Annotated in this window: 19 protein-coding genes and 1 pseudogene; 4 read left to right on the forward strand and 16 right to left on the reverse strand. The window is 41.4% G+C overall.

Translation table 11 applies throughout. From position 1 onward, the window contains the following. Positions 1–45: 45 nt before the first annotated feature. The 3 genes from L6471_RS02595 (at position 46) to L6471_RS02605 (ending at position 5,807) form a co-directional block, all read left to right on the forward strand. Positions 46–1,794 (forward strand): glycoside hydrolase, encoded by a 1,749-nt coding sequence (locus tag L6471_RS02595; protein ID WP_237796754.1) that lies wholly within the window; start codon positions 46–48, stop codon positions 1,792–1,794. Positions 1,795–1,808: 14 nt separating this feature from the next. Further along, positions 1,809–3,359, forward strand: a complete 1,551-nt coding sequence (locus L6471_RS02600; RefSeq protein WP_404830147.1) for a glycoside hydrolase — start codon at positions 1,809–1,811, stop codon at positions 3,357–3,359. 102 nt (positions 3,360–3,461) lie between these two features. Then, a complete protein-coding gene (locus L6471_RS02605; RefSeq protein WP_237796755.1) occupies positions 3,462–5,807 on the forward strand; it encodes a beta-galactosidase in 2,346 nt (781 codons plus the stop codon). A gap of 1,773 nt (positions 5,808–7,580) precedes the next feature. On the opposite strand, the gene L6471_RS02610 is transcribed toward L6471_RS02605, so the two are convergent. From L6471_RS02610 to L6471_RS02670, 13 genes and pseudogenes are all read right to left on the reverse strand, one after another. After that, a complete protein-coding gene (locus tag L6471_RS02610) occupies positions 7,581–8,633 on the reverse strand; it encodes a virulence RhuM family protein (protein ID WP_237796756.1) in 1,053 nt (350 codons plus the stop codon). A 243-nt stretch (positions 8,634–8,876) separates the two neighbouring features. Further along, positions 8,877–9,587: a hypothetical protein gene (locus L6471_RS02615; RefSeq protein ID WP_237796757.1), complete on the reverse strand. Its 711-nt coding sequence runs from the start codon at positions 9,585–9,587 to the stop codon at positions 8,877–8,879. Beyond that, on the reverse strand, positions 9,580–11,511 hold the full coding sequence (locus tag L6471_RS02620) for a WG repeat-containing protein (protein WP_237796758.1): 1,932 nt from the start codon (positions 11,509–11,511) through the stop codon (positions 9,580–9,582). The genes L6471_RS02615 and L6471_RS02620 overlap by 8 nt, the downstream gene beginning before the upstream one ends. 16 nt (positions 11,512–11,527) lie before the next feature. Beyond that, positions 11,528–11,677: a hypothetical protein gene (locus L6471_RS02625; RefSeq protein WP_237796759.1), complete on the reverse strand. Its 150-nt coding sequence runs from the start codon at positions 11,675–11,677 to the stop codon at positions 11,528–11,530. A gap of 603 nt (positions 11,678–12,280) precedes the next feature. Continuing rightward, positions 12,281–15,430: a type I restriction endonuclease subunit R gene (locus L6471_RS02630; RefSeq protein ID WP_237796760.1), complete on the reverse strand. Its 3,150-nt coding sequence runs from the start codon at positions 15,428–15,430 to the stop codon at positions 12,281–12,283. A gap of 177 nt (positions 15,431–15,607) precedes the next feature. Then, on the reverse strand, positions 15,608–16,123 hold the full coding sequence (locus L6471_RS02635; protein WP_237796761.1) for an HNH endonuclease family protein: 516 nt from the start codon (positions 16,121–16,123) through the stop codon (positions 15,608–15,610). A 2-nt stretch (positions 16,124–16,125) separates the two neighbouring features. Then, positions 16,126–17,493, reverse strand: coding sequence for an AAA family ATPase (locus L6471_RS02640; RefSeq protein ID WP_237796762.1), 1,368 nt, complete (start codon positions 17,491–17,493; stop codon positions 16,126–16,128). 31 nt (positions 17,494–17,524) lie between these two features. Continuing rightward, positions 17,525–18,748 (reverse strand): restriction endonuclease subunit S, encoded by a 1,224-nt coding sequence (locus L6471_RS02645; protein ID WP_237796763.1) that lies wholly within the window; start codon positions 18,746–18,748, stop codon positions 17,525–17,527. Continuing rightward, a complete protein-coding gene (locus L6471_RS14295) occupies positions 18,745–19,107 on the reverse strand; it encodes a DUF1016 N-terminal domain-containing protein (protein WP_237796764.1) in 363 nt (120 codons plus the stop codon). Before L6471_RS14295 ends, L6471_RS02645 begins: the two co-directional genes overlap by 4 nt. A gap of 3 nt (positions 19,108–19,110) precedes the next feature. Continuing rightward, positions 19,111–20,967 (reverse strand): type I restriction-modification system subunit M, encoded by a 1,857-nt coding sequence (locus L6471_RS02655; protein ID WP_237796765.1) that lies wholly within the window; start codon positions 20,965–20,967, stop codon positions 19,111–19,113. Between the two features lie 18 nt (positions 20,968–20,985). Continuing rightward, positions 20,986–21,189, reverse strand: coding sequence for a helix-turn-helix transcriptional regulator (locus tag L6471_RS02660; protein ID WP_074549051.1), 204 nt, complete (start codon positions 21,187–21,189; stop codon positions 20,986–20,988). A 320-nt stretch (positions 21,190–21,509) separates the two neighbouring features. Continuing rightward, a pseudogene (gene rhuM / locus L6471_RS02665) lies at positions 21,510–21,869 on the reverse strand (RhuM family protein); the annotation flags it as partial. 201 nt (positions 21,870–22,070) lie between these two features. Further along, the gene (locus L6471_RS02670) at positions 22,071–22,916 is read right to left on the reverse strand and encodes a retropepsin-like aspartic protease (protein ID WP_237796766.1); all 846 of its coding nucleotides are present in this window, start codon (positions 22,914–22,916) and stop codon (positions 22,071–22,073) included. Between the two features lie 275 nt (positions 22,917–23,191). On the opposite strand from L6471_RS02670, the gene L6471_RS02675 reads away from it, so the two are divergent. Next, the gene (locus L6471_RS02675; RefSeq protein ID WP_237796767.1) at positions 23,192–23,524 is read left to right on the forward strand and encodes a hypothetical protein; all 333 of its coding nucleotides are present in this window, start codon (positions 23,192–23,194) and stop codon (positions 23,522–23,524) included. Between the two features lie 74 nt (positions 23,525–23,598). On the opposite strand, the gene L6471_RS02680 is transcribed toward L6471_RS02675, so the two are convergent. From L6471_RS02680 to L6471_RS02690, 3 genes are read right to left on the reverse strand one after another with little or no spacing between them, the layout of a single operon-like run. Further along, entirely contained in the window at positions 23,599–23,775 is a 177-nt protein-coding gene (locus tag L6471_RS02680) for a DUF3791 domain-containing protein (protein ID WP_317221429.1), read from the reverse strand. Then, a complete protein-coding gene (locus L6471_RS02685) occupies positions 23,738–24,118 on the reverse strand; it encodes a DUF3990 domain-containing protein (protein ID WP_237796768.1) in 381 nt (126 codons plus the stop codon). Before L6471_RS02685 ends, L6471_RS02680 begins: the two co-directional genes overlap by 38 nt. Then, positions 24,115–24,330 carry a DUF3791 domain-containing protein gene (locus L6471_RS02690; RefSeq protein ID WP_027454057.1) on the reverse strand — a complete coding sequence of 72 codons (216 nt, stop codon included), beginning with the start codon at positions 24,328–24,330 and terminating at the stop codon, positions 24,115–24,117. The genes L6471_RS02685 and L6471_RS02690 overlap by 4 nt, the downstream gene beginning before the upstream one ends. Positions 24,331–24,407 lie beyond the last annotated feature (77 nt).

The following is a 24,407-nucleotide window of genomic DNA, read 5'->3' on the forward strand; positions in this document are numbered from 1 at the left end:
CACCAACCCAAGATAAGCCGTGAAATCTGTTAAATCTACTAACATATGAAAAGAATACTACTTTCTCTTTTTTCCGCTTCGCTCTGTATGGGAATCAATGCACAGAGTAATACTAAGGTAACGATTAACCCTTCTAAAACTTATCAGACTATGCGCTCTTTTGGCGCCAGCGACTGTTGGACAGCTGAATATGTGGCACAATATTTCAGTGATACCCAACGACAAAATGCGGCAAGATGGCTCTTTTCGTCCGAAGTGGATGCTCAAGGAAATCCCCTGGGTATTGCCTTATCACAATGGCGTGTAAACTTGGGTGCTGGCAGCAGTACCCAGGGTGCCAATAGTAATATCGATGACGAAACAAGACGCGCTGATTGTTATCTGGAATCTGACGGCCAAACCTATAATTGGAATCATTGTTCGGGGCAACAGTGGTTTATGAATCAGGCCAAGACGTATGGCGTAAATGACTTCCTGCTCTTTTCGAATTCTCCACTGATCTATTACACCACAAACGGACTGGCGAATAATAAGAGTAATGCCGCTGGCTCTAATCTCGGTGCAGCCTATTATGATGACTTCTCGGAATACTTGGCGGAGTGTGTGAAGCACTTTACGGAAAAGGGGTATCCGATAACCTACATCGACCCCGTTAACGAACCGGCTTTCAACTGGACAGATGGTCAGGAAGGTACACCGTGGCAAAATGCAGAAGTAAGCAAGCTGGTGCGTGAACTGGATAAATCGCTGACCTCACGTAATCTGTCTACACAGATCTTAATACCAGAAGCCAGCTCGTGGGACCGGCTCTATCAGCAGTGCTCAGACTATAACGGCAGAGCGAGCAACCAGATAGAAGCATTCTGGAATCCCGCTCATACCGATACGTATATCGGCGACGTCGCTCATTTGGCAAAAATCGCTGCCGGACATAGCTATTGGACCTTCCGTACCAACGACGATCTGCAAAATATCCGAAGCCAAGTGGCTACTAAAGCAGCTGAATATGGTCTTGAAACAGCACAGACAGAATGGAGCATGCTCGATGCAGAGCCCTCTACCGAAGCAGGTTTCCCGGCCAGTTATGATGCAGCCACATATATGGACATCGCGCTGTATATGGGTAAACTCATCTATAGCGATATTGTCTATGCCAACAATACTTCCTGGAGTTACTGGACTGCTATGGCGCAGGAAAAATGGAACCAGAAAAACCGTTTTTATCTGCTTCGTCTGATTGATGCTGATGATACGGATGGTGGTGAGAGCTATGGCGATATCCGCAAGGGCGGTACGATAGAAGACAGTAAGAGTTTATGGGTATTGGGCAATTATAGTCGATTTATACGTCCGGGGTATCAGCGTATCAATCTGGAGGCCAGCAATCTGGGACTCAACGGTTTGATGGGCACCGCCTATCTCTCGCCCAACCAAGACCAGATTGTCTGTGTGTTTGTCAATATGGGCTATACCCGACGCAACTTCTCTTTTGATATCGACGGTTATAGCATAAGCCATATAGATACCTACACCACCTCAGAAAATCAGAATCTGGAACACGCCAGCTACGCTGCTGACGAGACATTCAACGTGGCCAAAGGTACGGTTACTACGGTCGTATTATCCATCAGTCCTACCGCAGGAATAGAGCACTTGACGATAGCTGATGCCGACACCAAGCACACTGCAGACGATGCCGTATATACGATTACCGGACAGAAGACAGGTACAAGTCTGCAATCGTTGCCAGCAGGCATATATATCAAACAAGGTAAAAAAATGATTATCCAGTAACTATCACATCAATTATGCGTTTATCACATCTATTCATCATGTCGCTGATGACGATGACATCACAAGCACAGCAGACACGCATCTACCACATTGATACCGATAACCCACAACAACAAATCCTGCACTTTGGTGCTTCAGATGCCTGGAGTATGCAGTTTACAGGACTATGGCCACAAGCACAACAAGAGGAGATAGCAGACTGGCTCTTCTCTTCTGAAAACGATGCACAAGGACAACCACGAGGAATAGGATTGTCGATATGGCGCTTCAATTTAGGTGCTGGTAGCAGTGAACAGGGCGATTCTTCACAGATACAACCGGGCACGCGTACAGAATGCTTTCTACAGCAAGATGGTACGTACGACTGGAACAAGCAGTTAGGTCAGCGCAGATTTCTGAAGTTGGCAAAACAGCGTGGAGTGAAGCATTTTCTCGCATTCATGAATTCGTGCCCTGTATATTTCACCAAGAACGGACTGGCCACGAATACGGGACGCGGGGGTACCATCAACCTGAAAGATGATAGCTACAATGCTGTGGCTCGTTTCGCGGCAACAGCGATGAAGGGTATCGAGGCACACGATTCGATTCACTTCGATTACCTCTGTCCGGTTAACGAACCGGATGGGCACTGGAACTGGACGGGACCCAAGCAAGAAGGGTCGCCGGCAACAAATCGCGAAGTAGCCCGACTGGCCAAAGCGATTTCCAAGGAATTCAAGAAGCAGAAAATAACGACTCAGATTATGACCAACGAAAGCAGTGACTTACGCTGTCTTTTAGGTACCCACGAAACCGACTGGCAACGGGGCTATGAGGTGAGTGCGTTCTGGAACCCGGACAGTACGGCGACTTATTTGGGCAAAAGCTACGGTATACCGCGCGTGGTCATGGCTCACAGCTACTGGACCAATACCCCTATAAGCTATATGCGCCAAATACGCGAGGAGCTTCGTGATACATTAAAAAAATATCAGGTAGACTATTGGCAGACCGAAACCTGTATCATGGGGAATGACGAGGAAATCGGTGGTGGCGGCTATTACGACTTTTCGATGCGTACAGGTCTCTATGTAGCCCGTATCATGCACCACGACTTGGTATACGGTCAGGCTAAAAGTTGGTCGTGGTGGCGCGCGATGGGAGGTGATTACAAAGACGGTCTTATCCGTGTATATAGTACCGATAACTGGAAAAGCGGTAAGGCTATACCAAGTAAACTGATGTGGTGCATGGGAAATTTCAGTCGATTTATTCGCCCTGGCGCTACACGATATCCGGTGACATTACTCGATGAGCATCGACAGGTCGTTCAGGATGGCGAAACGGATCCGCGTGCTGTCATGGTTTCTGCATATCGCAACATAGACGGTTCATGGGTGATGGTGGCCATCAATTATAGCGAATCTGCTCAATCCTTCACCATCGATGGTATTCAGGGAAAACAAGTGTGGAAAGCCTATCGCACGAGCGATGTAGAAGGTGAAAGTTTGAAACCGGTTGGCACCGTCAGCCACAACACCCGACTCGAACCGAAATCGATTACGACTTTTGTTGCCCAGTAAACCATCCGAAACGCTGTAACATCAAGAACGAAACAACAAAAATCATTCATCAACTAGAAATCATTAAGTAATAAGAGATAACGCTGTAATACAATTTAGCATATGAAAAAAACTTTCGCAAAGATCGCTTTTTTGTCGTTAGCCCTTACCTTAGGCGCACCAACGATAAGTTATGGTGCAGACAAAGGGTCTTTTGATATTGGTCATAAAACCTTCTTACTGAACGGTAAACCATTTACGGTTAAGGCAGCCGAACTGCATTATCCTCGTATTCCTCGTCCTTACTGGGAACATCGCATCAAGATGTGTAAAGCCTTAGGTATGAATGCGATATGTATCTATGTTTTCTGGAATATCCACGAACAGAAAGAAGGTGAGTTCAACTTTACCGGTAATAACGATGTTGCCGAATTCTGTCGCTTGGCACAGAAGAACGGTATGTATGTGATCGTACGCCCTGGTCCTTACGTTTGTGCAGAATGGGAAATGGGTGGCTTACCATGGTGGCTTCTCAAGAAGAAAGATATCAAACTGCGCGAACGTGATCCTTATTTTATGGAGCGCGTTAAAATATTCGAAGATAAAGTGGCCGAACAGTTGGCTCCACTGACGATTCAGCGAGGTGGACCAATCATTATGGTACAGGTAGAAAACGAATATGGTTCTTATGGCATCGACAAACAGTATGTCGGTGAAATTCGTGATATGCTTCGTCAGGGATGGGGCAACGATGTCAAAATGTTCCAGTGTGACTGGTCGAGCAATTTTACCCATAACGGTCTGGACGATCTCATCTGGACGATGAACTTTGGTACAGGTGCCAATATCGATAACCAATTTAAGAAACTGAAAAGCCTTCGTCCCGATGCACCACTGATGTGTTCGGAATTTTGGAGTGGATGGTTTGATAAATGGGGAGCCCGACACGAGACACGTCCTGCCCAGGATATGGTCAACAATATCGATGAAATGCTGAGCAAAGGAATCAGTTTTTCTCTATATATGACACATGGAGGAACCTCTTTCGGCCATTGGGCAGGCGCCAACAGTCCTGGTTTCCAGCCAGATGTGACCTCTTACGATTATGATGCCCCGATCAATGAATACGGACAGGCTACAGCAAAATATCAGTTACTGCGCAATACGCTCCAGAAGTATAGCGATAAACGACTACCCGCAGTACCCCAAGCCCCTGCTCCACTGATTCGTGTACCCCTATTCCAGCTCCAGGAGTTTGCTCCTCTCGAAGCAGCGTATCAAGGTCAAACGCCGATAACCCACTCAGACGATCTGACCTTTGAGGCTCACGATTTAGGATGGGGCTATGCTGTATATCGCAATACGCTGCCAGAACTGCCTGCCGGTACTACACTTCATCTGAACGACATACATGATTACGGACAGATATGGATTAACAACCAGTATATCGGCAAAGTAGACCGTGTACGTAATGAGAAAAGTATCGAACTCCCTGCTGTGAAGGCCGGTAGTACACTGACGATTCTGGTAGAAGCCATGGGCCGTATCAACTTTGGTAGAGCCATTAAAGATTTCAAGGGTATCACGAACGATGTAACCATTACGACCCAACAGGGGAAGCATGAGATACAGTATACGCTTAAGGGATGGCAAAGTTCTTATATCGACGACAGCTACGAGACGGCTGTACGCGCCTTATCAGCTGCTCGTAAGCATACTGAAAAAGATACCCCTATCATGGGCAAGCGTGGCTACTATCGGGGTTATTTTGACCTGAAGAAGGTGGGTGATACGTTCCTTGATTTCGAAACATGGGGCAAGGGACAGGTATATGTCAACGGGCATGCCATGGGACGTATCTGGTCTATTGGTCCTCAGCAAACGCTCTATGTCCCAGGCTGTTGGCTCAAGAAAGGTCGTAACGAGGTTGTAGTGCTCGATATCACGGGTCCGCAAAAACCTCATGTCTGGGGACAGGATAAGCCTGAACTTGATAAACTCAACTTGGAGAAGTCGAATAAGCATAATAACATAGGTGACCGTCCTGACCTCAACTCTCAAGCACCTGTCTTACAAACTGAAGTAAAAGCAGGAAACGGCTGGCAGACACTTGCATTGCCTGGCACAGTGAAAGGTCGCTACCTTGCTATCCAGATAGAAAGTAATCAAGATGCCAATGCGCCAAGTGCTATTGCTGAAATCTATGTACAAGATGCTGCGGGTAAACGTATTGATCGGAATAACTGGGTAGCGAAATATGCAGACAGTGAACGCGGCAATCATACGCTGGATAAGATGTTTGACTTACAGGAATCGACATATTGGCAAACCGAAACGAGTGCCAGTTTCCCTCACCTCCTGGTTATCGACATGGGGCAGGAACAGCAGGTATCGGCTTTGGAATATCTGCCAAGAGCAGAACAAGGGGCACCGGGGAGCATCAAGAAGTTTAAATTCTTTGTGTATTAAATCGTACATCCACGATATTCGCTTATGAAGTCGACATAGCAATGCTTTGAAAGTCAATCGGGTACATATCATTGATATGTATCCGATGTTTTTTTCTTACTCAAGCTGATTTAATATCTTTGCGTATTAGCGCTCTTGGCGAGATTTTTTTTCCCAAAGATACTTGCTCCTGCATAACTGTCACGAATAAGCAAGCTACAGAGCTGTTGATGTAAATTATCTCGCAAAGTACGCAAAGACGCAAAGCTGTTTTTAGAGTGCAAAGAGTTCAAGAATAACTCTTATTTTGTAGAGACATATGGATTGATCAGATAAACTTCATATTCTTACAGACTTTGCGTCTTTGCGCTCTTTGCGAGAATTCTTTTTCCCAAAGATACTTGCTCCTGCATAACTGTCACGAATAAGCAAGCTACAGAGCTGTTGATGTAAATTATCTCGCAAAGTACGCAAAGACGCAAAGTTTTTTTTAGTGCGCGAAGAGTTCAAGAATATCTCTTATTTTCTGGATACATATGGATTGATCAGATAAACTTCATATTCTTACAGACTTTGCGTCTTTGCGCTCTTTGCGAGAAATTCTTTTTCACAAAGATACTTGCTCCTGCATAACTGTCACGAATAAGCAAGCTACAGAGCTGTTGATGTAAATTATCACGCAAAGTACGCAAAGACGCAAAGTTTTTTTAGGATGCAAAGAGTTCAAAAATATCTCTTATTTTCTGGATACAGACGGAGCGATTTTTTAGAGGCTTCATACTCTTTAATATCTTGGCGTCTTTGCGCTCTTGGCGAGAATTTTTTAGCACGAGATTTTCCACACTAGTATTTTGTTAAATCATTTGACAAAAAACAGGGTCGCGAAAAATCGTCATCTAGCTCAAAATATTCAACTTTTGGTCAGCTCATTTGGTATCTGGCAACAGCAGTTTACGCCCACCACCGGCAAAACCCAAGCTCCTAGGGGTCGAAACCTTAGGGTTTATCTCGTAAAGTCTTAGGTCTTATCGAGTAAACCCTAAGGTTTTACCACCCAGGAGCTTGGGTTTTGCCACCCATTTTTCAATTGACAAAATCAGAATTTTATAACCTACTGATAATCAAGCAGATATAAACTACTGCAAAATTCGCGAATTTAAGTCATTCCCGCACTGCTGCGACAAATTCGCCAATTTCAGAGCCGATTATGTCAATAATTCTCGCAAAGATACTTGCTCCTGCATTACTGTCACGAATCAGCAAGCTACAGAGCTGTTGATGTAAATTATCTCGCCAAGTACGCAAAGGCGCAAAGCTTTTTAGTGCGCGAAGAGTTCAAGAATATCTCTTATTTTCTGGATACAGAAGAATCGATTTTTTAGAGGCTTCATACTCTTTTAATATCTTGGCAAGAATTCTTAGCTTTTCTTTATATAAAGGCAGTTTGGGGGATTGAAGGAAAATGGGGTTATGAATTGGAGACCGTTCTCAATTCCACATTCTGCGATGAAATGCACTCAATGAACACCCGATGATGTGTCACCAGCCGTTTTATGACCCATCATCGGGTGTTAAGGTAATCATTCTTTCTGAAAGAACAAAATCTATTCACTTCTTTTTGTTCTGAGCTTGCTCTTCGCTCACCAAGCATATTGCGGCATTTTTTGTGGCACCCGCCAGGAAAGTGCGTATTAGGCTACGTCCTATTACTGAAATGCTTTACGATTTTGTCTTTCCTGTATTGTTTGTTTCCTCATTTTTTTAGATTGTCTTGCTTTCAACTCAACCTTGTTTTTATTTGTTTTCATTGTCAGATTCACCTTTGGCTGGCAGACCGTTCTTTTTCTGTATAAGTTCCTTGATAGCACGGTCATAGTCACTTTCATATTGCAGCATTTCCATCCTACGATATTTCTCAAATTCTGCAATTGCTTTCTTCTTGGCTTCCTCATGTGAGATTGTCCCTTTACCAACGAGCAACTGTCTGCCTGACAATGTCATCAAGTCATCTAACTTCTTGATCCATTCCACCATCTTCATAGGAATCTGTTGCAAAGCCTGTACTTCTGCGAAGTCCAGATACTGTGAAACCAGCAGATTCAAGTATGTCAACTCTTGCTCTGTTAAATAGTTTTTTGCTATCTGCACATCCTCCTTAGTGATATAACCACCCTTGAAGTTGGTCATGCCTACCATCGGCTTTTCTGCATCCACACGCTCATAGATAACCTCTGCGGCAGTATGCTGATGAGCAGCATAGTGCAACTTGTTCTGCACTGTGGCAAAGAACATGCGGGTCAAATTGTCCTGTGGGTCATAGTCTATACTGGTAGCAAAAATGTCCGTCACTTGCTGATACAAGTTCCGCTCACTACTGCGAATATCACGGATGCGTTGCAACAGTTCACGAAAATACCTACTACCTTTACCTTTCAGCCTATCGTCGTCCAGCGTAAAGCCTTTTTGAATAAATTCACGCAGATGAATCGTGGCCCACTGACGGAAACGAGTGGCCACCTGTGACTTCACACGAAACCCTACAGCAATAATCATATCCAGATTGTAGTGGCTCATGTTTCTACGAACACTTCTATTTCCCTCCTGCCGAACTAACAAAAATTTTTTGTGAGTTCGTTCTGGGTCTTGCTCATTCTCGGCATATATTTGATTGATATGATAGCTAATATCCTGCTGCGAAGCATCAAACAGTTCCATCATCTGCTCCACATTGAGCCATACATCTTCACCCTCGAATCGCACATTAACTCGAGCTATTCCGTTATCATCTTGATAAATCAAGAATGCTTGATTCCCTTTTTCCAATTCGTTGTTTTCCTTTTTTGCCATATCTCCAATAACGTTTTATTGCAGGTTCTATTGTTTGTTGATACAGACATAATGCCTCCGAATATCTCTGGTAAAATGGATCGGCAGAACTGTCTTAGAAATCCTCCATGATTCACTGGAGGTAATCCTTGTCCAGTGTGCTCAATGACTTTATTCTTTCGTTTTTCCATATCTCGTTTCGTTTGCAAAGTTACTGATTTTCAAAAACAATCAAAAATACTACTCCCTTAATTTAATTTGTTATTAGAAACATCCAAGTAATTGTGTTTCTGATTCTCCTAAAGTTTGAGTATCAATAATATTATTCAATTCTTTCTTTAAGCATACATTCCTAATACTTTCCATGGAAACACCTTTATATACTCTCTCAAACTCTCCTTTTACATAACCATGAAACTCTCCATCATCGATATCACCATCAATATCAAAATTTTCACCAATATCTTTCATTAATAATGTTTGTTCATAGTCTGTTTTTGTTATTACTATACATCCGCTGGGAAAAAGCTTAAGAGTATTGGCTTTAATTCTCCACTCTCTAAGCCACGTATAATCTCGAACTTTAGGCTTGTACTCTACGCAACGCCAATAAAGACATTGGGGCAGTTTCCCAAAATCATCATTCGTCCCATAGATAACTGGTCTGCATCCTAAATCAAATAGAATGTCCTTTTTTATTCCTACTCCATATGGTGCATACATCGGTTCTTGGTAACAGTCAAAGATTTGGAACATATTATATAAAGCAGTCAATGGCGCTTCCGTAAAACAGATATAGCCATTCCTTTTTATATCTTTTAGTTCACCATCTGCAAGAATTCTCAACAAAGTCTCAAATGCATTACAACCTCTAGTGAAATGAAAAAGATAGTCTGAGATATCTTCCCGTGCAGCAAGTATGGCTTTTAATGTAGAGTTAACCATCTTATAATTTAAACTTTTTTCGTTATTCATAGCCTTGTACACGTTTTGTCAAAACATAGCTGTCATTATCTTTGTAGGGTTTATACTTTTCACAACTTACAGTTCCATTTATGAAAGGTCCTAATTTTTCTAAACCACCACCACTTATCACACACTCGCCCTGTTTGTTAATATAGAAATCTCCTCCAACACCTAATTCATGAACTAAAGCCAACCCTTCTGAAAAATCATTTGCCCAGGCAAATCGTGGTTTAATGATTAACTCCATTTTTTCATTGATATATCCGTATTTTCCTCCTATACATACAAATGCCATCCCTTCCGAGAATTTTCCTGCATTTCTTAATATTGGAGGGCAAAGAATTGCTCCTTCAGAATCCTTATAACCATACAATTTGCCCTCTTTAAAACATAATGGAGACTCTAATTCTTTGATTTTTTTACAATAATCAATATTGTTGCCATTAATTAAAATGACTTTGGCAACAGCCTTTTCCAGTTCAATTTTATTGGGAAAAACACATGGAATTATTTCGTTCAAATATATATCGATACAGCCAAACCATTGACCTTTTTGGACTATTGATACACCATTGTTAAAGTCGTAAGCCCAATCATATTTTGATGGAATCTCTATTTCATCTAAGCCATTCTTTACATATATACATCCTTTAGTATTAATATATCCAAAATCAACATCATATCGAACTTTTGCCCTTCCATTTTCGAATGCATGGATTTCATTATATTTGCATTCAACTATCTCGTCTCCATTAACGTCAATAAATCCATACCCCCGCGATATATCATAGACAGGTAGTAGACCATCGTGAAATGTATTCCCCATATGATCATATTTTTTCCCTCTCCTCGATTCTGAGTTACTAAGCCACCATCGACTATCCTTCATGTAAAAACGATAAAAGGTTCCATCTGTTTTAACGATGCCTATTGGAGATTCACCAGTATAATAACTTTTTAAAACTCTAATCCATCCATCTACAATTTTCTCCATAAAATAATTATAATCTTCATCACCTTTTTCTTTTGTTAATTCTGAGGTCGAAAAAAGAACATTATGACTATTTACATCTATTAATTCAAGACCATGATTCACTATGGCCACATTGCCATCGCAATCATCAATATAATTATACAGTGCGGGTATAAGTTCTTTACCATCATAATCTAACAATCCACATTTATGATTGTCAATTACAAGAAGATAATTACCTTTCATATCTGCTTCGCAAATATATGTATATTTAGGTTCACAGACAATATGGCCCTTTAGATTGCATATTCCATACAATTGATGTTTCCAATCACCTCCTTCAGGAACACGTTTGGAACATATAACAACATTGCCAACAAAACCACACAATTGATATGGTACCTCGTTCACTGTACCATCTTCTAAAATAATTCTATCAGATTCTATTCTTATCTGATTATGTTTTTCTAATATTATATTATCAAACTCTTCACTTTTTTCTGTAATCGGTATTGGTGGGAAAACACTCGTATCTCCTTTTACAGATTTAAAATCAAATTCGTAAGGGAATGCATTTTTCCTAATTTTAGAGTCATAATCCGCATCATAAGGATAAGTATTTCCATCAATGTCAATCAATACAAACTTTCCATTTTCTCGAGCTACCGCTAATTCACCTTGACACCAGAGATATGCATCTAATTCTTTAATATATTTAGAAGTATAAACACTTTCATAATTTAGTATTTTTATTGTACCTTTATCTGCATCAAAGACTGCATAAGAATTTACCATTAATCGTTCTTCACTTCTAAATGTTTCTCTCCACCTATAAACTACACGAAATTTGTTTAAGGTGAATATATAAATATCTTTTGAACAACTAAAATTTAAAGAAACCATTTTATATATTATATTTTTCAGTAAATTAATGCTTTTACAACCTATACCTCCAAGCATCTCTTTCCTTGCGAATCTATTGCCGACATTCACCAGGAGCAATGTCAGACTCACGTTTGTAGGTAAGATATATATTGTTGATGGAGCCGTAGCTGGCACGCTTGGATACACCAGCCATGCCGAGGTCGGTGTAGCGCAGTAGCATCTTCAGAAAGATTCTGCCCATTAGTGCCAAAGTCACTGCTAAAATCAGCATTTCGTGCAATGGCGTTCATCATAGTGAACATAAGTTCTATGCATATTACAACAACTATTCTCATGTAATAATACTCCATATTGATTTGTTTTGTTGCAAAAATACCAAAAAATAGGAAACTGCAGAATTTTAAATATAAAATTGTATAAAAAGGGTTCGATTTTGTATGCAAAAAAACAAAATAGTCTATTTTCCTATAAAACACTTATTAATAGCCATATTCATAATTTCAATTATATCGCATTAGGTTATAATACCTTCTCGTTAACAACGCATATGGTTTATAGATATTCGCACACGTGAAATATTAAGGATGCTTGTCGTCTCTTATTGCTTGCAATGCCGCAAATAGATTCCATAGAAGGATGTAGCCTAATACGCACTTTTCTGTGGAGTGCCACACAAAAATGATTGCCTGCTTTCTGATGACCTGCATAACTGTCACGAATCAGCAAGCTACAGAGCTGTTGATGTAAATTATCTCGCAAAGAGCGCAAAGACGCAAAGCTTTTTTTAGGATGCGAAGAGTTCAAGAATATCTCTTATTTTCTGGAAGGCGGAGCATTCTTAGTTTTATACCACACCACCATATCTTTGACTAACATAGTTGTAAATGGTATCTCGGTAGTAGTTTATACTTTCTTCGCTATAACTCTCTGGAAGTTCTTGCCACAAAACATCACGTATGGTAATGATAAGAGTAGCACGAGTCGTTGGCTTATCAAATGGATGATCCATACCAGCCAACTGTTCCTTTATTTTGGCAAGCAACTCTATGGCTACATCCTTCAGCTTCTTGACTTCTGTCTTTGACAGATTGTCTTTCAATAGGAGGTCGTAGAGCGAGAGCTCTTCATCACTCTTGAATCCTTCTCGTACATAACGCTTCTCTTCTTCGCTGAGAGATTGAGACAGATGCATCAACTCCTCGAAGGTCTTCTCTATCGTTGCGCGATTCTGCTCCTGGTTATACGCTTGAATAATCTCCTGATACTTTTCGTAAAAGTTAATTCTGGATGGATTCTCTGCTAATAGTCGAGCCAGACGTTCCTGAAGTAAGTCTTGAATGTCTCTTAGTACGAGATTCTTGTCTTCACGCTTGGCAAACTCTCTTCGCAATAAATCGAAGTCGATACCGCTGATGTCAAATCTACGTCCACCACCATCAGCAACCATCACAGCATTGGAATCTATTTCAAGATGCTCATTGACAATATCATTGATTGCTACACTCAGGTCTGTGATGTCCGCGTGCTTACGCTTTTTCTGCAATTCCTTGTAGATGGCTTCCAGAGCATCTTTCTTTTTGCGCATGTCTTCAGTTATATCTTCACGATCGAGATATTTCCAAAGTTTGAGCAAGGTAGTCGCAAATGTGCAGAACGACTTACGGGTTTCAATCTTATCACAAAGCTGGTTTGCTGCCTTCTTCAGAAGTGACAATTTCTCAAATGACATTGCATCAATGAGTTCCTGCAATTCAAAACCTTTATCATGCAGAAATGTTTCCGCTGTCGCTATGATTTCCCAAACATTCTTTATCAGTTCTTCCTTGTTGACTGTCGGGTCGTTGCCGCCGTCTCCGCCGTCAGGATTAGCTGTATAGTCAGCCAGAGCTTGACGGAGTGCTTTCACAATACCTATATAGTCAATTACAAGACCATTCGACTTTCCTTCCGCCACACGGTTAGCACGGGCAATGGTCTGCATCAAGGTGTGCGCCTTCATGGGTTTATCAATATAAAGGCATGACAGCGTTTTTACGTCAAAACCAGTCAGCCACATGGCGCAGACAAAGACCACGCGCAGTTTGCTGTTGGCATCCTTGAACTCCTTATCCAGCTCCCTTTTCTCCATTTTCTCACGATGTGGAGTGATATCAAGTTGCCATTTCTTGAATGTCTGTATCTCGTTCTGCTCCTGCGATACAACAACTGCCATTTCGGTTTCTTCCATCCATTGCAGTTTACGCTTCATCTCCTGAACTTCCTGTTGACAAGGATCTTGCTCAATACGCTTGCGCAGAACTTTTATCTCTTTTTGCCAATACTCCTGCACGTAGTTATACATACGGACGCAAGTCACCTTGTTGAAGCTTACCATCATAGCCTTACCGCTTGTCCACAAGTCGCTATAATGACGCACGAAGTCCTGTGCCACTACTCGCAGTCGTTTCTCGGCGGTCAACAGATGTACCTCCTGTGCAAACTCACGCTCCAGCTTGGCTTGCTGTGAAGGGTCCAAGTCCTCTTCATCTAATCTAGCGGCAATCTCTGCATTGATTTCCGGATTCTTCAACTCTTGAAGTTTCTCACCGCGATTCTCATAGTAGAGAGGAACCGTTGCCTTATCCTCTACGGCACGTTTGAAGTCATACACAGATACGTACTGCCCGAAGGTACGAGTTGTGATATTATCGTCTCGCAACAAAGGCGTACCGGTGAAACCAATACGATTTGCTGTTGGCAACATGTGCATGAGGTTGTCGGCAAAAACACCATTCTGTGTACGGTGTGCTTCGTCACTCATCACGATGATGTCATGATCAGGATAGATTGGTTCGGCATCTGCCTTGTTGAACTTCTGTATCAGCGAAAAGATGAACGAAGGATTGCCGGTCAGTTTCTGCCGAAGATCATCACCGCTATGTGCAATGAACTGCTTGGCTTTCAATCCTCCCAACAGTCCGCAATTCTCGAAGGTGTCACTTATCTGTTTGTTCAACTCATCGCGATCGGTCAGCACCACAATCGTTGGTGAACCTTCAAACTTACGTCTGATCTTCTGAGCCAGGAATACCATCGAATAGCTCTTACCAGAGCCCTGGGTGTGCCAAAACACCCCCAGCTTACCCTTCATTTCCTCTCGATGGCGATACATCTCCACTGCTTGGTTTACACCCAGGTACTGATGGTTGCGTGCCAGAATCTTGACGGTTGAACCTCCACTGTGGTCGAAGAGAATGAAATTTTCAAGCAAATCCAGCAGATTCTCCTTTTTACAGATACCACGCAGCATTGTTGGCAGTTCGATATTGCCATGATCCAACTCTGTCAATCGCTTCCACTCATGGAAGAACTCCCATTTTGCGCCCACTGTACCCACACGGCTTTCCATGCCATTGCTCAGCATAATCATGGCATTGTGGTGGAATAAATGCGGTATGGTATCAAGGTAGTCTCGATAGTTGTCGGTATAAGCATTCTGTATGTCCTGGTCATGATTCTTCAGTTCGATGAAGATAAGCGGAAGACCATTCACGAAGCACACCACATCTGCTCTGCGCTTGTGGATAGGTCCCTTTATCCAAAGTTCTCTGACTGCAATAAACTCGTTGTTATCCACATTGGCAAAGTCCATAACCTTGGCACGTACCAGCTCCGTCTCGCCATTCGGTTTAAGGCGAGTAACAGGCACACCATCACGCACGTAACCATACTTTTCCTCGTTGATCTGCATCAGCGTCTGCGAGCTCATGTAGCTGGTCATGCGCTCGATGGCTTCTGTCAACTGCTTGTCGGTCATCCATGGATTCAGACGTTTCAAGGCCAAGCGAAGATGCCGTGTCAGTACGACCTCGCTCTGTGTCTTGCGTCCCAGCGTACCTTGTTCACCAAGTACCTCATTGTCAAAAGCATACACAGACTTCCAGCCAAGCTCTTTTTCCAAGAGTTCGGCTGTTGATTTCTGTATCAGTTGGTCTTCGCTATAGTCCTTTGCCATAATTATCCAAAATAATGATTTATGCCATTTGTTTCAGTTTCTTTTGAAGAAAGAACAATACCACGCCGCAATACGGAATCAATCTTGACTTTCCATCTTTTATATGCCTTGAACTGTATTTCTCAATATACTTTGAAAGAACAGCCTTGTTCCAAGGCTTTCCTCCATTATGCGCAATCAGTTCTTTTTTACAGCTTCCCAAGTGTTCTTCCTATTCTCTTTAAGAATAGGGGTGTTGAGATTCAGAATATCGTTGATTTCCTTATTATATTGTTCGTTTGAAGAAACAATTTCCCCATCCATTTTATAAGACAGCGTTGCTATGAAATTTGCATCAAGTGGAGTAAACGAAATATCCTTACTACCCTTCAGTCGGTCACAATGTTCCTCGTTTCCAATATGACCAGGGCAACAAATCACCATATTAGAATAATCCAATTTCTTATCGTCATGATTTTCACGACTCTGTATATGTTCAACTCGATGATCTTCATCTGTAAGGACATAGTTTATACCATCTTTCTTATATAGTCTGTCCTTGTGAGGAATACGTCGCATACAATAGGCACAAATGTAGCCTTGCTCTTCTAAAAGGGCATCAACAAGTTCCGGGATTGAGTTATAATCAACCCCAGGAGTGCATCTATATTCCTGCCACTTTTTGGGTTCTGATTTCTTTTGAATAAGTATCATAATCAGTCTTCGTAAAAAGATAGAGTAGCCTCAATTTTAGACAGTTCAGGATTTGCATCACTTCCTGGTCGCTCCTGCATTTTTTCTAATGCAGATCTGGCATCAGAGTATTTTTCAGCATCAATCAATGATTCAATATTTTTTATTTCATTGTCAACAGCTAAATCGCGAGGGGGCTGGTCCATATAGACCTGCATGATGGTAGACGCATCCAAACCGTAAGTATTAAGTTCTTTGTGACTATATATGCCATCCTTGTATTCCAACTTATACACCACGTTCTCAGGAGTGTTTTCTACAGATGACATTACCAATGGCGCATGAGTACTGACAATAAACTGAATCTTTGGGAACGTGTTGTGCAAAGCCTTTAGGATGCATACTTGGAGTGCAGGGTGCAGATGCTCGTCAATCTCGTCAATGATAGCAGTACCGTGAGTCTGTTTATATGCCTCGTCACCATACATTACTTTGTTCAGTAATGCACAGCGAAAGGCAAGGTCAATGACAATGCTGACGAGGCGGCGATAACCATCAGACAGAAGGTCTGAGCGAACCTCTCTGCCATCACAGAAAATGAAGTAAACTTCATTGTCGTTATCTCTAACCTCCATATCCTCTATAATACGGCATCCATCAGGACCCAATGCGCTAGCAACAGCCTTCCTTACACATTCTATTTCCTGTTCGCCCTTTTTAGCTTCTTTCAGCACCAGCAGACGTTTAAGCCAGCAATCCAGCAATCCCTTACAGTCGAAGTTTTCAAAGTATCCAAAAGAAGGTTTCTGTGGATATTTTTTAAAAGACCTTTTCTCCTTATCAAATTTTCGAATTGTATGAATATCCTCTGTAGTGAAGTAAGCAAATAGTGGTAAGGCATTTCGCTGTACAGCTGTACCGTCAATAATGGAATGAGAATTCTTTTGAAGAAGTGATGCATAATTTCTCAATGGGAGTAGTCCAGAGACAAGATTACGCGCATTCTTCTTAGATCTCTTCTCTATATATAATGTAGGATATCCAAGTTCTCCTAAAAGAGGCTCATTGTCATAGAGGTGTTTTACAGAACCATCTGCCAATGTAATCTCAGGGCAATCTATTTCATCTAATTCGAATGCTATATTAATAGGCAATTCATCAGTTGCCACATCGTCATTCTTGATTTCTCTGAAATCGTCGTCCTCGGCACTTTTCCATTTTGTGTTCTCGTCACTGTATCCGCAAAAGAAAGCATTCATGACAAGGTTGCAAGCTCGTAGCAAAGAAGTCTTACCTACGGAATTATCACCGATAAGCAGATTTATGCCACGACGGAAATCTATCGATTTACTCTCGTAGCAGCGAAAATTGTTAATAGTAACTCTACGCATATCCTTATCTTTTTTTTGTTATTATTCGTTTTTATATTTCTATCTCACCACTCATCAGCTTGGGAAGCAAGCGGTCGCGGGCCTCGGTGAGGAGGCGGATTTGAGATTGATTCTTTAGAATCTTATTTGTCATTTCTTCCACAAAAGGACAGAATCTTTCAATCAGGTCTTTACGTGGAACTACCATCATTGTTCCCATCATTGCATCCGGCTTCAAATGCAATACGTTTACACCGTTTGCTAGTGGTGAAATCTGCTTGCTTATACCTCCATAACGCATTGCACAATACAAATATATAATTGGAACACTATACGGAATTATTTTTATTAAGTCCATTGAGAATGTCGCAGGCTCATTAAAGTCAGGAATCAATGCCACATGTCCTACTAATCGTCTTTCTTGTGTCATGTCCGTAACGCCCATGACCAAATCCCCCTTTTGGAGTGTTTGTTCTGGCTTATACTTACCAATGAACCTTTTTTCTGCATCTCGTTTATAACCACCAAACGCTTGGATGTTTTTTAAGTTGACCATTATACAACCTTCATCTGATATTTCATTTGATGAGTATGACTTACCACGAACGTAAGAAAACAATTCACCCAGAGTTTTCTTCTCCCACCCCTCAGGCACACCATCGACAATCTTGGTGTTTTCGTGGCCGGGGAAGTGGAGGTCAACGAACCATTCCTTATAGAGTCTCTGTGCCGCTTCTTCCAATAGCTTTATCTGCTTCTGATAGTTCTCTATCAAAGAGTCGTAGCGAGAAAGGATAGTAGCGATGCGGTGCTGAGTTTCAAAAGAGTCCACAAAGGAAATATCAAAATCTCTCATGGTCGAGAGTAAGAGATTCTTTTGAGCAGAACCATTTGAGCTATTTATGAAGTCATGAACCTTACTCTTTAACAGATAATATAGATAGTTAGGAACAACTTGTAAAGTATCTGCTCTTACGATAGCAACACTCTTTTGGAAGGTTGTTTTTCTCGTTTCAGGAATATCCTTTACGAGTGCCATTCTGCCAATTGTACCACTATTGGTTATTAGAATATCATAGGCTGCAAGGTTGGTTCTTCTATCTGCATCGCGAAAATCATCTTCTGTTATTTGACGAGCATTCTCATAATGAATGGTTTCATCATACACATCCTTACAACTGATAAAGTAATACCCAGAGCCATCATGGTTCTTACAGTCACCATGTTTGCCATCGGTTATAGTCAAGGTGATGTCTTTGAGTTTTGTGGTTCTCATACCTCATCCTCCTTTCTTTCATTTCCCCATTTAGCTTTTGCAACTTCAAGGGACTTTTGTATCTGTTGTACGAGGACATCGCGCGGAGGCAATTCTGTCATATACTGAGCGACCTTTATTCCCGATTTGTCGAGTTGGAGAAGTTCAATCTGTTCCTCAGGCTTTGACGACAATGCTGTACGTTCGTATAGCATTCCATCAATTTCTTTGCGAAGCTGACGAACGCTCCATCTATTGGCTGATGCCAGCGTGAAATAATAATCACGTTGCAGTTCGTCTTTCAATGGCAGTAGCTCCACGAAATGTGACCATGATAATTGTCGTTCGGTTGACCCTATTGGTTTTATCTCGTTTGCCATGATTTACTTCGTGTTAAGAGTTTCCCATTCCTTCATGATCTCACTCATCAGCACGTTGGCTTCTTTGTTGAGTGAGGCGAGTTCTGTATGGATTTCATTCATACGCTCATGGAAGTCAACGCCATCGTCTTCGACTTCAGCAACCCCCACGTATGCACCGGGGGTAAGGCTATAGTTCTTCTCACTGATTTCGTCGATGGTTGCAATCTTGCAGAGACCCAGCACATCCTGATATTCGCCTTCAAGACCGAACTTTGAAGTGAGCCAAATGGCTTCGTTTACCATATCCTTGGCTTCAAGAGTAACAGCAAGTTCCGCCTCATTGGAGGCAATGATAGCTTTCAGTTCATCCTTCTCCTTTTTCTTTTTTGTCTTTTTGAGGGCATCATGTTGGTCTTTGATATATTTTTTGTACATCGCCTCCTCGGAGTTGAGCACACCAAGGGCTTTCTCGAAAGTCATGTCACGATCTTGCCAAGCTACGCTATCATGTCTTTCGGCATGTTCGCTAAGTGCATTCCAATACTCATTGATAAGCGACTTATACTTGTCCTGCTCTCCACGATAGAGGTGTACAATAGCTTGCAGGTTTTTCAACTGCCACTCTGACCACTCATTAAGAGTACGGTCAACAACCGTATAATAGTTGCGGGCATCGATGAAAAGTACACGATTCTTATTCTCTAAACGCTTTGCCTTGTCAAAGAACCACAGCGAGCAAGGGAGCGAGAGGGTATAGAAAAAGTTGTTGCCCACACTTACCATAACATCCACATCGCCTGTTAAAACAAGTTTTTCACGGATGTCACGATCCTTGTTGGCACTATCTGTTGCCGATGATGCCATCACGAATCCTGCACGACCATGGTCGTTGAGGTAGGCATAGAAATATGAAATCCAGAGATAGTTGGCATTACCAATCTCTTTTGTCTTAGCATTAACACCAGGCAAGCCGAATGGCAGACGACCAGCAGCAGATGCTGATTCCGACTTTACTTTATCAACATTGAATGGAGGATTCGCCATCACGTAGTCACACTTTCCTGCAAGGTTGTGTGCATCATGATAGAAAGAGTTGGCCTCATCACCAGAGACAATCCTGCCATTCAAACCGTGTACTGCCATGTTCATCAGACAGAGTTGGGCATTGTATTCCACCTTTTCCTGACCGTAGAAGGTCATCTGTGTATTGGCATTCATACCGCCAGCATTCACAAAGTCGCCAGTTTGAACGAACATACCTCCCGAACCACAAGCAGGATCAAGCATTACGCCCTGTTCTGGCTCCAGTACATTTACGAGCATCTTTACCAAAGACTTAGGAGTGAAGAACACACCATCGTCTGATGCTACAGCCTTGGCAAACTTACTGAGGAAGTACTCATAAATACGACCTATAACATCGCCACCGATTTCGTCGAGTGTCTTGTTATTAAAGATACGAAGGAGTTCACGCAACAGTTCATCGCTGAACATAGTGTATGATTTAGGCAGAATACCTGTCAACTGTTCGCTTTGTTCTTCGACCAGAGTCATAGCGCGATTGACAGCTTCGCCCAAAGGCTGGTCATCCGACAGATTTACCAGATAGTCAAACTGAGCCTCACGAGGAAGGTAGAGCGCACTTTTAGCAGCAAAGTCACTTGGTTCAACAGGCATTACGCGACCACCACGGCTTGGACGATTCTTCAGCAATTCTGCTTCAACCATCTTGAAGCGACTATAGGCGTATCTTAGAAACAGTAATGCCAATACCGGCATACAGTATTGGCTCGATGTCAGTTTACTCCCTGCACGAAGCAAGTCTGCCGACTCCCAAAGGTCAGCTTCCAGTTTGCGAATATTTATCTTTTCAGTCATTTGCTTCAATTATAAAGGTTATTCATTGCTTACAAGGTCGCTCATTTTAACCTGTAGGATTTCTGCAATCTTTTTGATTGTCTCTAATGAAGGCTGTGCTTTGTTGGTACACCACTTACTAATAGTTGCAGGGTCTTTTCCCATTTGCTCTGCTAACCATTTTGCTGTTTTGTGCTGTTCAACAAGCACCACTTTCAATCTGTTGAGGTCTTTTTTTGCCATTATACAAAATTTAATGCAGCTAAAATACTAATTTTTCATGTAAAACGTGCAAGAATAAGCAAAAATATGACAAAATGCAGCCATTTTCTTTGCCTTTTAGTTCAATTGAGACTAAAAATCACAAAATTGACACCAATGTTACTATTTTGTTACCCAATTTACAGACTTTGCGTCTTTGCGTACTTTGCGAGAAATTCTTTTTCCCAAAGATACTTGCTCCTGCATTACTGTCACAAATAAACAAGCTACAGAGCTGTTGATGTAAATTATCTCGCAAAGAGCGCAAAGACGCAAAGTTTTTTTTAGTGCGCGAAGAGTTCAAAAATGTCCGTCACTTGCTGATACAAGTTCCGCTCACTACTGCGAATATCACGGATGCGTTGCAACAGTTCACGAAAATACCTACTACCTTTACCTTTCAGCCTATCGTCGTCCAGCGTAAAGCCTTTTTGAATAAATTCACGCAGATGAATCGTGGCCCACTGACGGAAACGAGTGGCCACCTGTGACTTCACACGAAACCCTACAGCAATAATCATATCCAGATTGTAGTGGCTCATGTTTCTACGGACACTTCTATTTCCCTCCTGCCGAACTAACAAAAATTTTTTGTGAGTTCGTTCTGGGTCTTGCTCATTCTCGGCATATATTTGATTGATATGATAGCTAATATCCTTTTGTCCAAGATACTTTTTCCAGCATAGCTATGTCGAATAAATAAGTTACAGAGCTGTTGATGTAAATTATCTCGCAAAGAGCGCAAAGGCGCAAAGTTTTTTTAGTGCGCGAAGAGTTCAAAAATAACTCTTATTTTCTGGATACAGACGGAGCGAGCAGCCAAAATTGGCTGCTTTAATTTTGAAGATATTTTTAAACAATGCTTACTTGCATATATATATACATTTTTTTTTGTAATCTAAAGCAAAATCTTTCTCTTTAAACAAAAAAGAATTCATTCGAGGATATTTAGTATTTTTAAATCTAAAGGCAAGTGATGTTTTATATTTATCAATTTCAACGTCAATATTCTCGCATAGACCAGTTTTTTCTTTTGCTAATTGATTGGCAATATCTCCGCATGTTACTTCTATTTCTTTGTTTGGTATAATTCCAAAATTATCAGGAATGATATTACGCTGATATCCTGTATCAAATAGAATACGTGCTTTCTTTCCTGCAATTTTGCCATTTAAATAAATAGAATTTAGAAAAGCATCCTTATAGTCATCGTGATTTTTCCATTTAATAATGCTTTGTATATTCTTTTTCTGACGATCAAATTTAGCCATATATTTTTCTTTCAAGTTAAACTCCCAAATTTCTCGTTTTAAGAAATCTCCTCCTAATATGAAATTGGGGGTATATTGTTGAAATTTACTTTTCAAATCAATAACAAAGCATCGAATAGTTGAATAAGAAAAGCCACCTAATGATATGCTGTCTAAATTAAGATCAACAGCTTTTATACGCTTTCCAAATGTATTCCCTATTGTTGCATTGCTTTCTGGCAATATTATATTGCAGGAATCAACTGCATATGTAGAATCTATCATGCAAACTGATGCACCTGTATCAATTAATGTTTGAACTTGATGTGATGTCCCGTTGTGTGATATTATTACATCTGTGAACATCATGTTGTTTTTTAAGGTAAGTTCACTTTGAGCATGAATACCAAGTGAAAAAGGTACAATTAAACTGCAAAATAATAAAAAGCGATTAATCATATTTTTAGATTTTTGATTCAAAATATATGTTGTAAGTATTACAACATACAAATCGAGTTTGTAGCACATCCTGATAATAAGCAAGTTGCATATAATACGGTAGAAAAGTCCTGTCGAGGATGTTTTGAGAATGCAAAATCGTGCAGATTTAACGATTTTAACTTGAATTAATAATAGCAGGATTCACATTAATAACGCAACTCCTTCCTGAAGACTGTGATATCCTGAGGCGGACTATCATCCGTTCCATCGCAATAGAGGGCATCATCGGACACATGGCTACTCATCCCATCCATTCCGTTGAAGCTGGTATCATTCTTATTGCAGACGGTTGTGACATGACAAAAGGACGTGCCAGCATTCCTTTGGAAATACCATCAAAACCGACTGAAGGCGATATCCACAAGTATTCTGCAAACTCTATCGAAAAGGTTAAAATAGGGCGGGGGAATGAACGTCCTTTGAAGATTGAGATACACATGAGGGCAGATGTTGGCTTCTTCCAAGTCGAGGAAGTCCTAATTCCCAAGATTCCGTCAAGTCTAGCCAAGAGCCTGCTGGAGTTGTATGCAGGAGTTGAGGACGAGGAAATGAAACGGTATATGTAATGTCAAGTTTAAATACTGATCCTATTCTCTAACCCAATAATATTCAAAAGACAGTTCTTTTCAAGCTCTTTTGTTTACTGGCTGCAAACCTGCTCCTTGTATTCCAACATCAACTCGTCAGCCAAATACTCATCACTGCGGCAATGCATGTCGGCCACACCCTCACTGATGAGTTTATACGTGTCAGAATCATAGAAGAAAGCCAAGGCGTCCTCAAGCGACAAGCCTGATTCCTTTGCAAAGATAGCCACTATCCTTGCATATTTCATCTGAAGTATCGTCTTGTTGGCTTCCATAGTTAAATCCTTTCAGCTTTAATGAAATGAAGATGACGGTCAAGCAAATGGCCACATAGTCGAGCCATTCTTCATCGTAACTTGGAAAGGATTTGATGGTAAAGTCAAGTGTTTCCTCATCCAGTTCATACTCATTAATGAATGCCTCCTTGCCTCTACGAGTGAATCGCTCGGCATAGCGGACGGCCTGTTCACGAATGGCTGTCAGATAGAACCCCTTTCCGAAGTCCAACTTGTCGCGTGAATGCAGCACGTCGGGCTTTTCAATTATCGAGGTCGATGCGTGATAGAGTCTCATGCCAGCGCTCCCCTTTCTTTTAACACTTCAGTCAATTCCTCTACAAGATAGTCCTTGCTGAACGTGTGCAACACGTCATAGCAGGGCACAATATAGTCGTTCAGTACTCCAGACGACCGCAGCGCACCATACACCTGCGACGCACTCTTATTAAGCGCATCCGACAGGCTGCCAACACAGAAGGTGATAAAGTCCAAATGCTCCGTTCTCATACTTCATATACTTTTGGGTTCAAAGTTACAAAACTTTTTCTATATAGCATCCTTTTAGTTTGAATTTCTGTGTATTA

It is taken from the genome of Segatella bryantii (genome assembly GCF_022024215.1).
GTDB lineage: Bacteria > Bacteroidota > Bacteroidia > Bacteroidales > Bacteroidaceae > Prevotella > Prevotella bryantii.

Bases quoted from the DNA above. Each gene is read 5' to 3' on its own strand.
- L6471_RS02595 (WP_237796754.1), top strand. From the start codon at position 46: ATGAAAAGAATACTACTTTCTCTTTTTTCCGCTTCGCTCTGTATGGGA.
- L6471_RS02600 (WP_404830147.1), top strand. From the start codon at position 1,809: ATGCGTTTATCACATCTATTCATCATGTCGCTGATGACGATGACATCA.
- L6471_RS02605 (WP_237796755.1), top strand. From the start codon at position 3,462: ATGAAAAAAACTTTCGCAAAGATCGCTTTTTTGTCGTTAGCCCTTACC.
- L6471_RS02610 (WP_237796756.1), bottom strand. From the start codon at position 8,633: ATGGCAAAAAAGGAAAACAACGAATTGGAAAAAGGGAATCAAGCATTC.
- L6471_RS02615 (WP_237796757.1), bottom strand. From the start codon at position 9,587: ATGAATAACGAAAAAAGTTTAAATTATAAGATGGTTAACTCTACATTA.
- L6471_RS02620 (WP_237796758.1), bottom strand. From the start codon at position 11,511: ATGCTTGGAGGTATAGGTTGTAAAAGCATTAATTTACTGAAAAATATA.
- L6471_RS02625 (WP_237796759.1), bottom strand. From the start codon at position 11,677: ATGGGCAGAATCTTTCTGAAGATGCTACTGCGCTACACCGACCTCGGC.
- L6471_RS02630 (WP_237796760.1), bottom strand. From the start codon at position 15,430: ATGGCAAAGGACTATAGCGAAGACCAACTGATACAGAAATCAACAGCC.
- L6471_RS02635 (WP_237796761.1), bottom strand. From the start codon at position 16,123: ATGATACTTATTCAAAAGAAATCAGAACCCAAAAAGTGGCAGGAATAT.
- L6471_RS02640 (WP_237796762.1), bottom strand. From the start codon at position 17,493: ATGCGTAGAGTTACTATTAACAATTTTCGCTGCTACGAGAGTAAATCG.
- L6471_RS02645 (WP_237796763.1), bottom strand. From the start codon at position 18,748: ATGAGAACCACAAAACTCAAAGACATCACCTTGACTATAACCGATGGC.
- L6471_RS14295 (WP_237796764.1), bottom strand. From the start codon at position 19,107: ATGGCAAACGAGATAAAACCAATAGGGTCAACCGAACGACAATTATCA.
- L6471_RS02655 (WP_237796765.1), bottom strand. From the start codon at position 20,967: ATGACTGAAAAGATAAATATTCGCAAACTGGAAGCTGACCTTTGGGAG.
- L6471_RS02660 (WP_074549051.1), bottom strand. From the start codon at position 21,189: ATGGCAAAAAAAGACCTCAACAGATTGAAAGTGGTGCTTGTTGAACAG.
- L6471_RS02670 (WP_237796766.1), bottom strand. From the start codon at position 22,916: ATGATTAATCGCTTTTTATTATTTTGCAGTTTAATTGTACCTTTTTCA.
- L6471_RS02675 (WP_237796767.1), top strand. From the start codon at position 23,192: ATGGCTACTCATCCCATCCATTCCGTTGAAGCTGGTATCATTCTTATT.
- L6471_RS02685 (WP_237796768.1), bottom strand. From the start codon at position 24,118: ATGAGACTCTATCACGCATCGACCTCGATAATTGAAAAGCCCGACGTG.
- L6471_RS02690 (WP_027454057.1), bottom strand. From the start codon at position 24,330: ATGAGAACGGAGCATTTGGACTTTATCACCTTCTGTGTTGGCAGCCTG.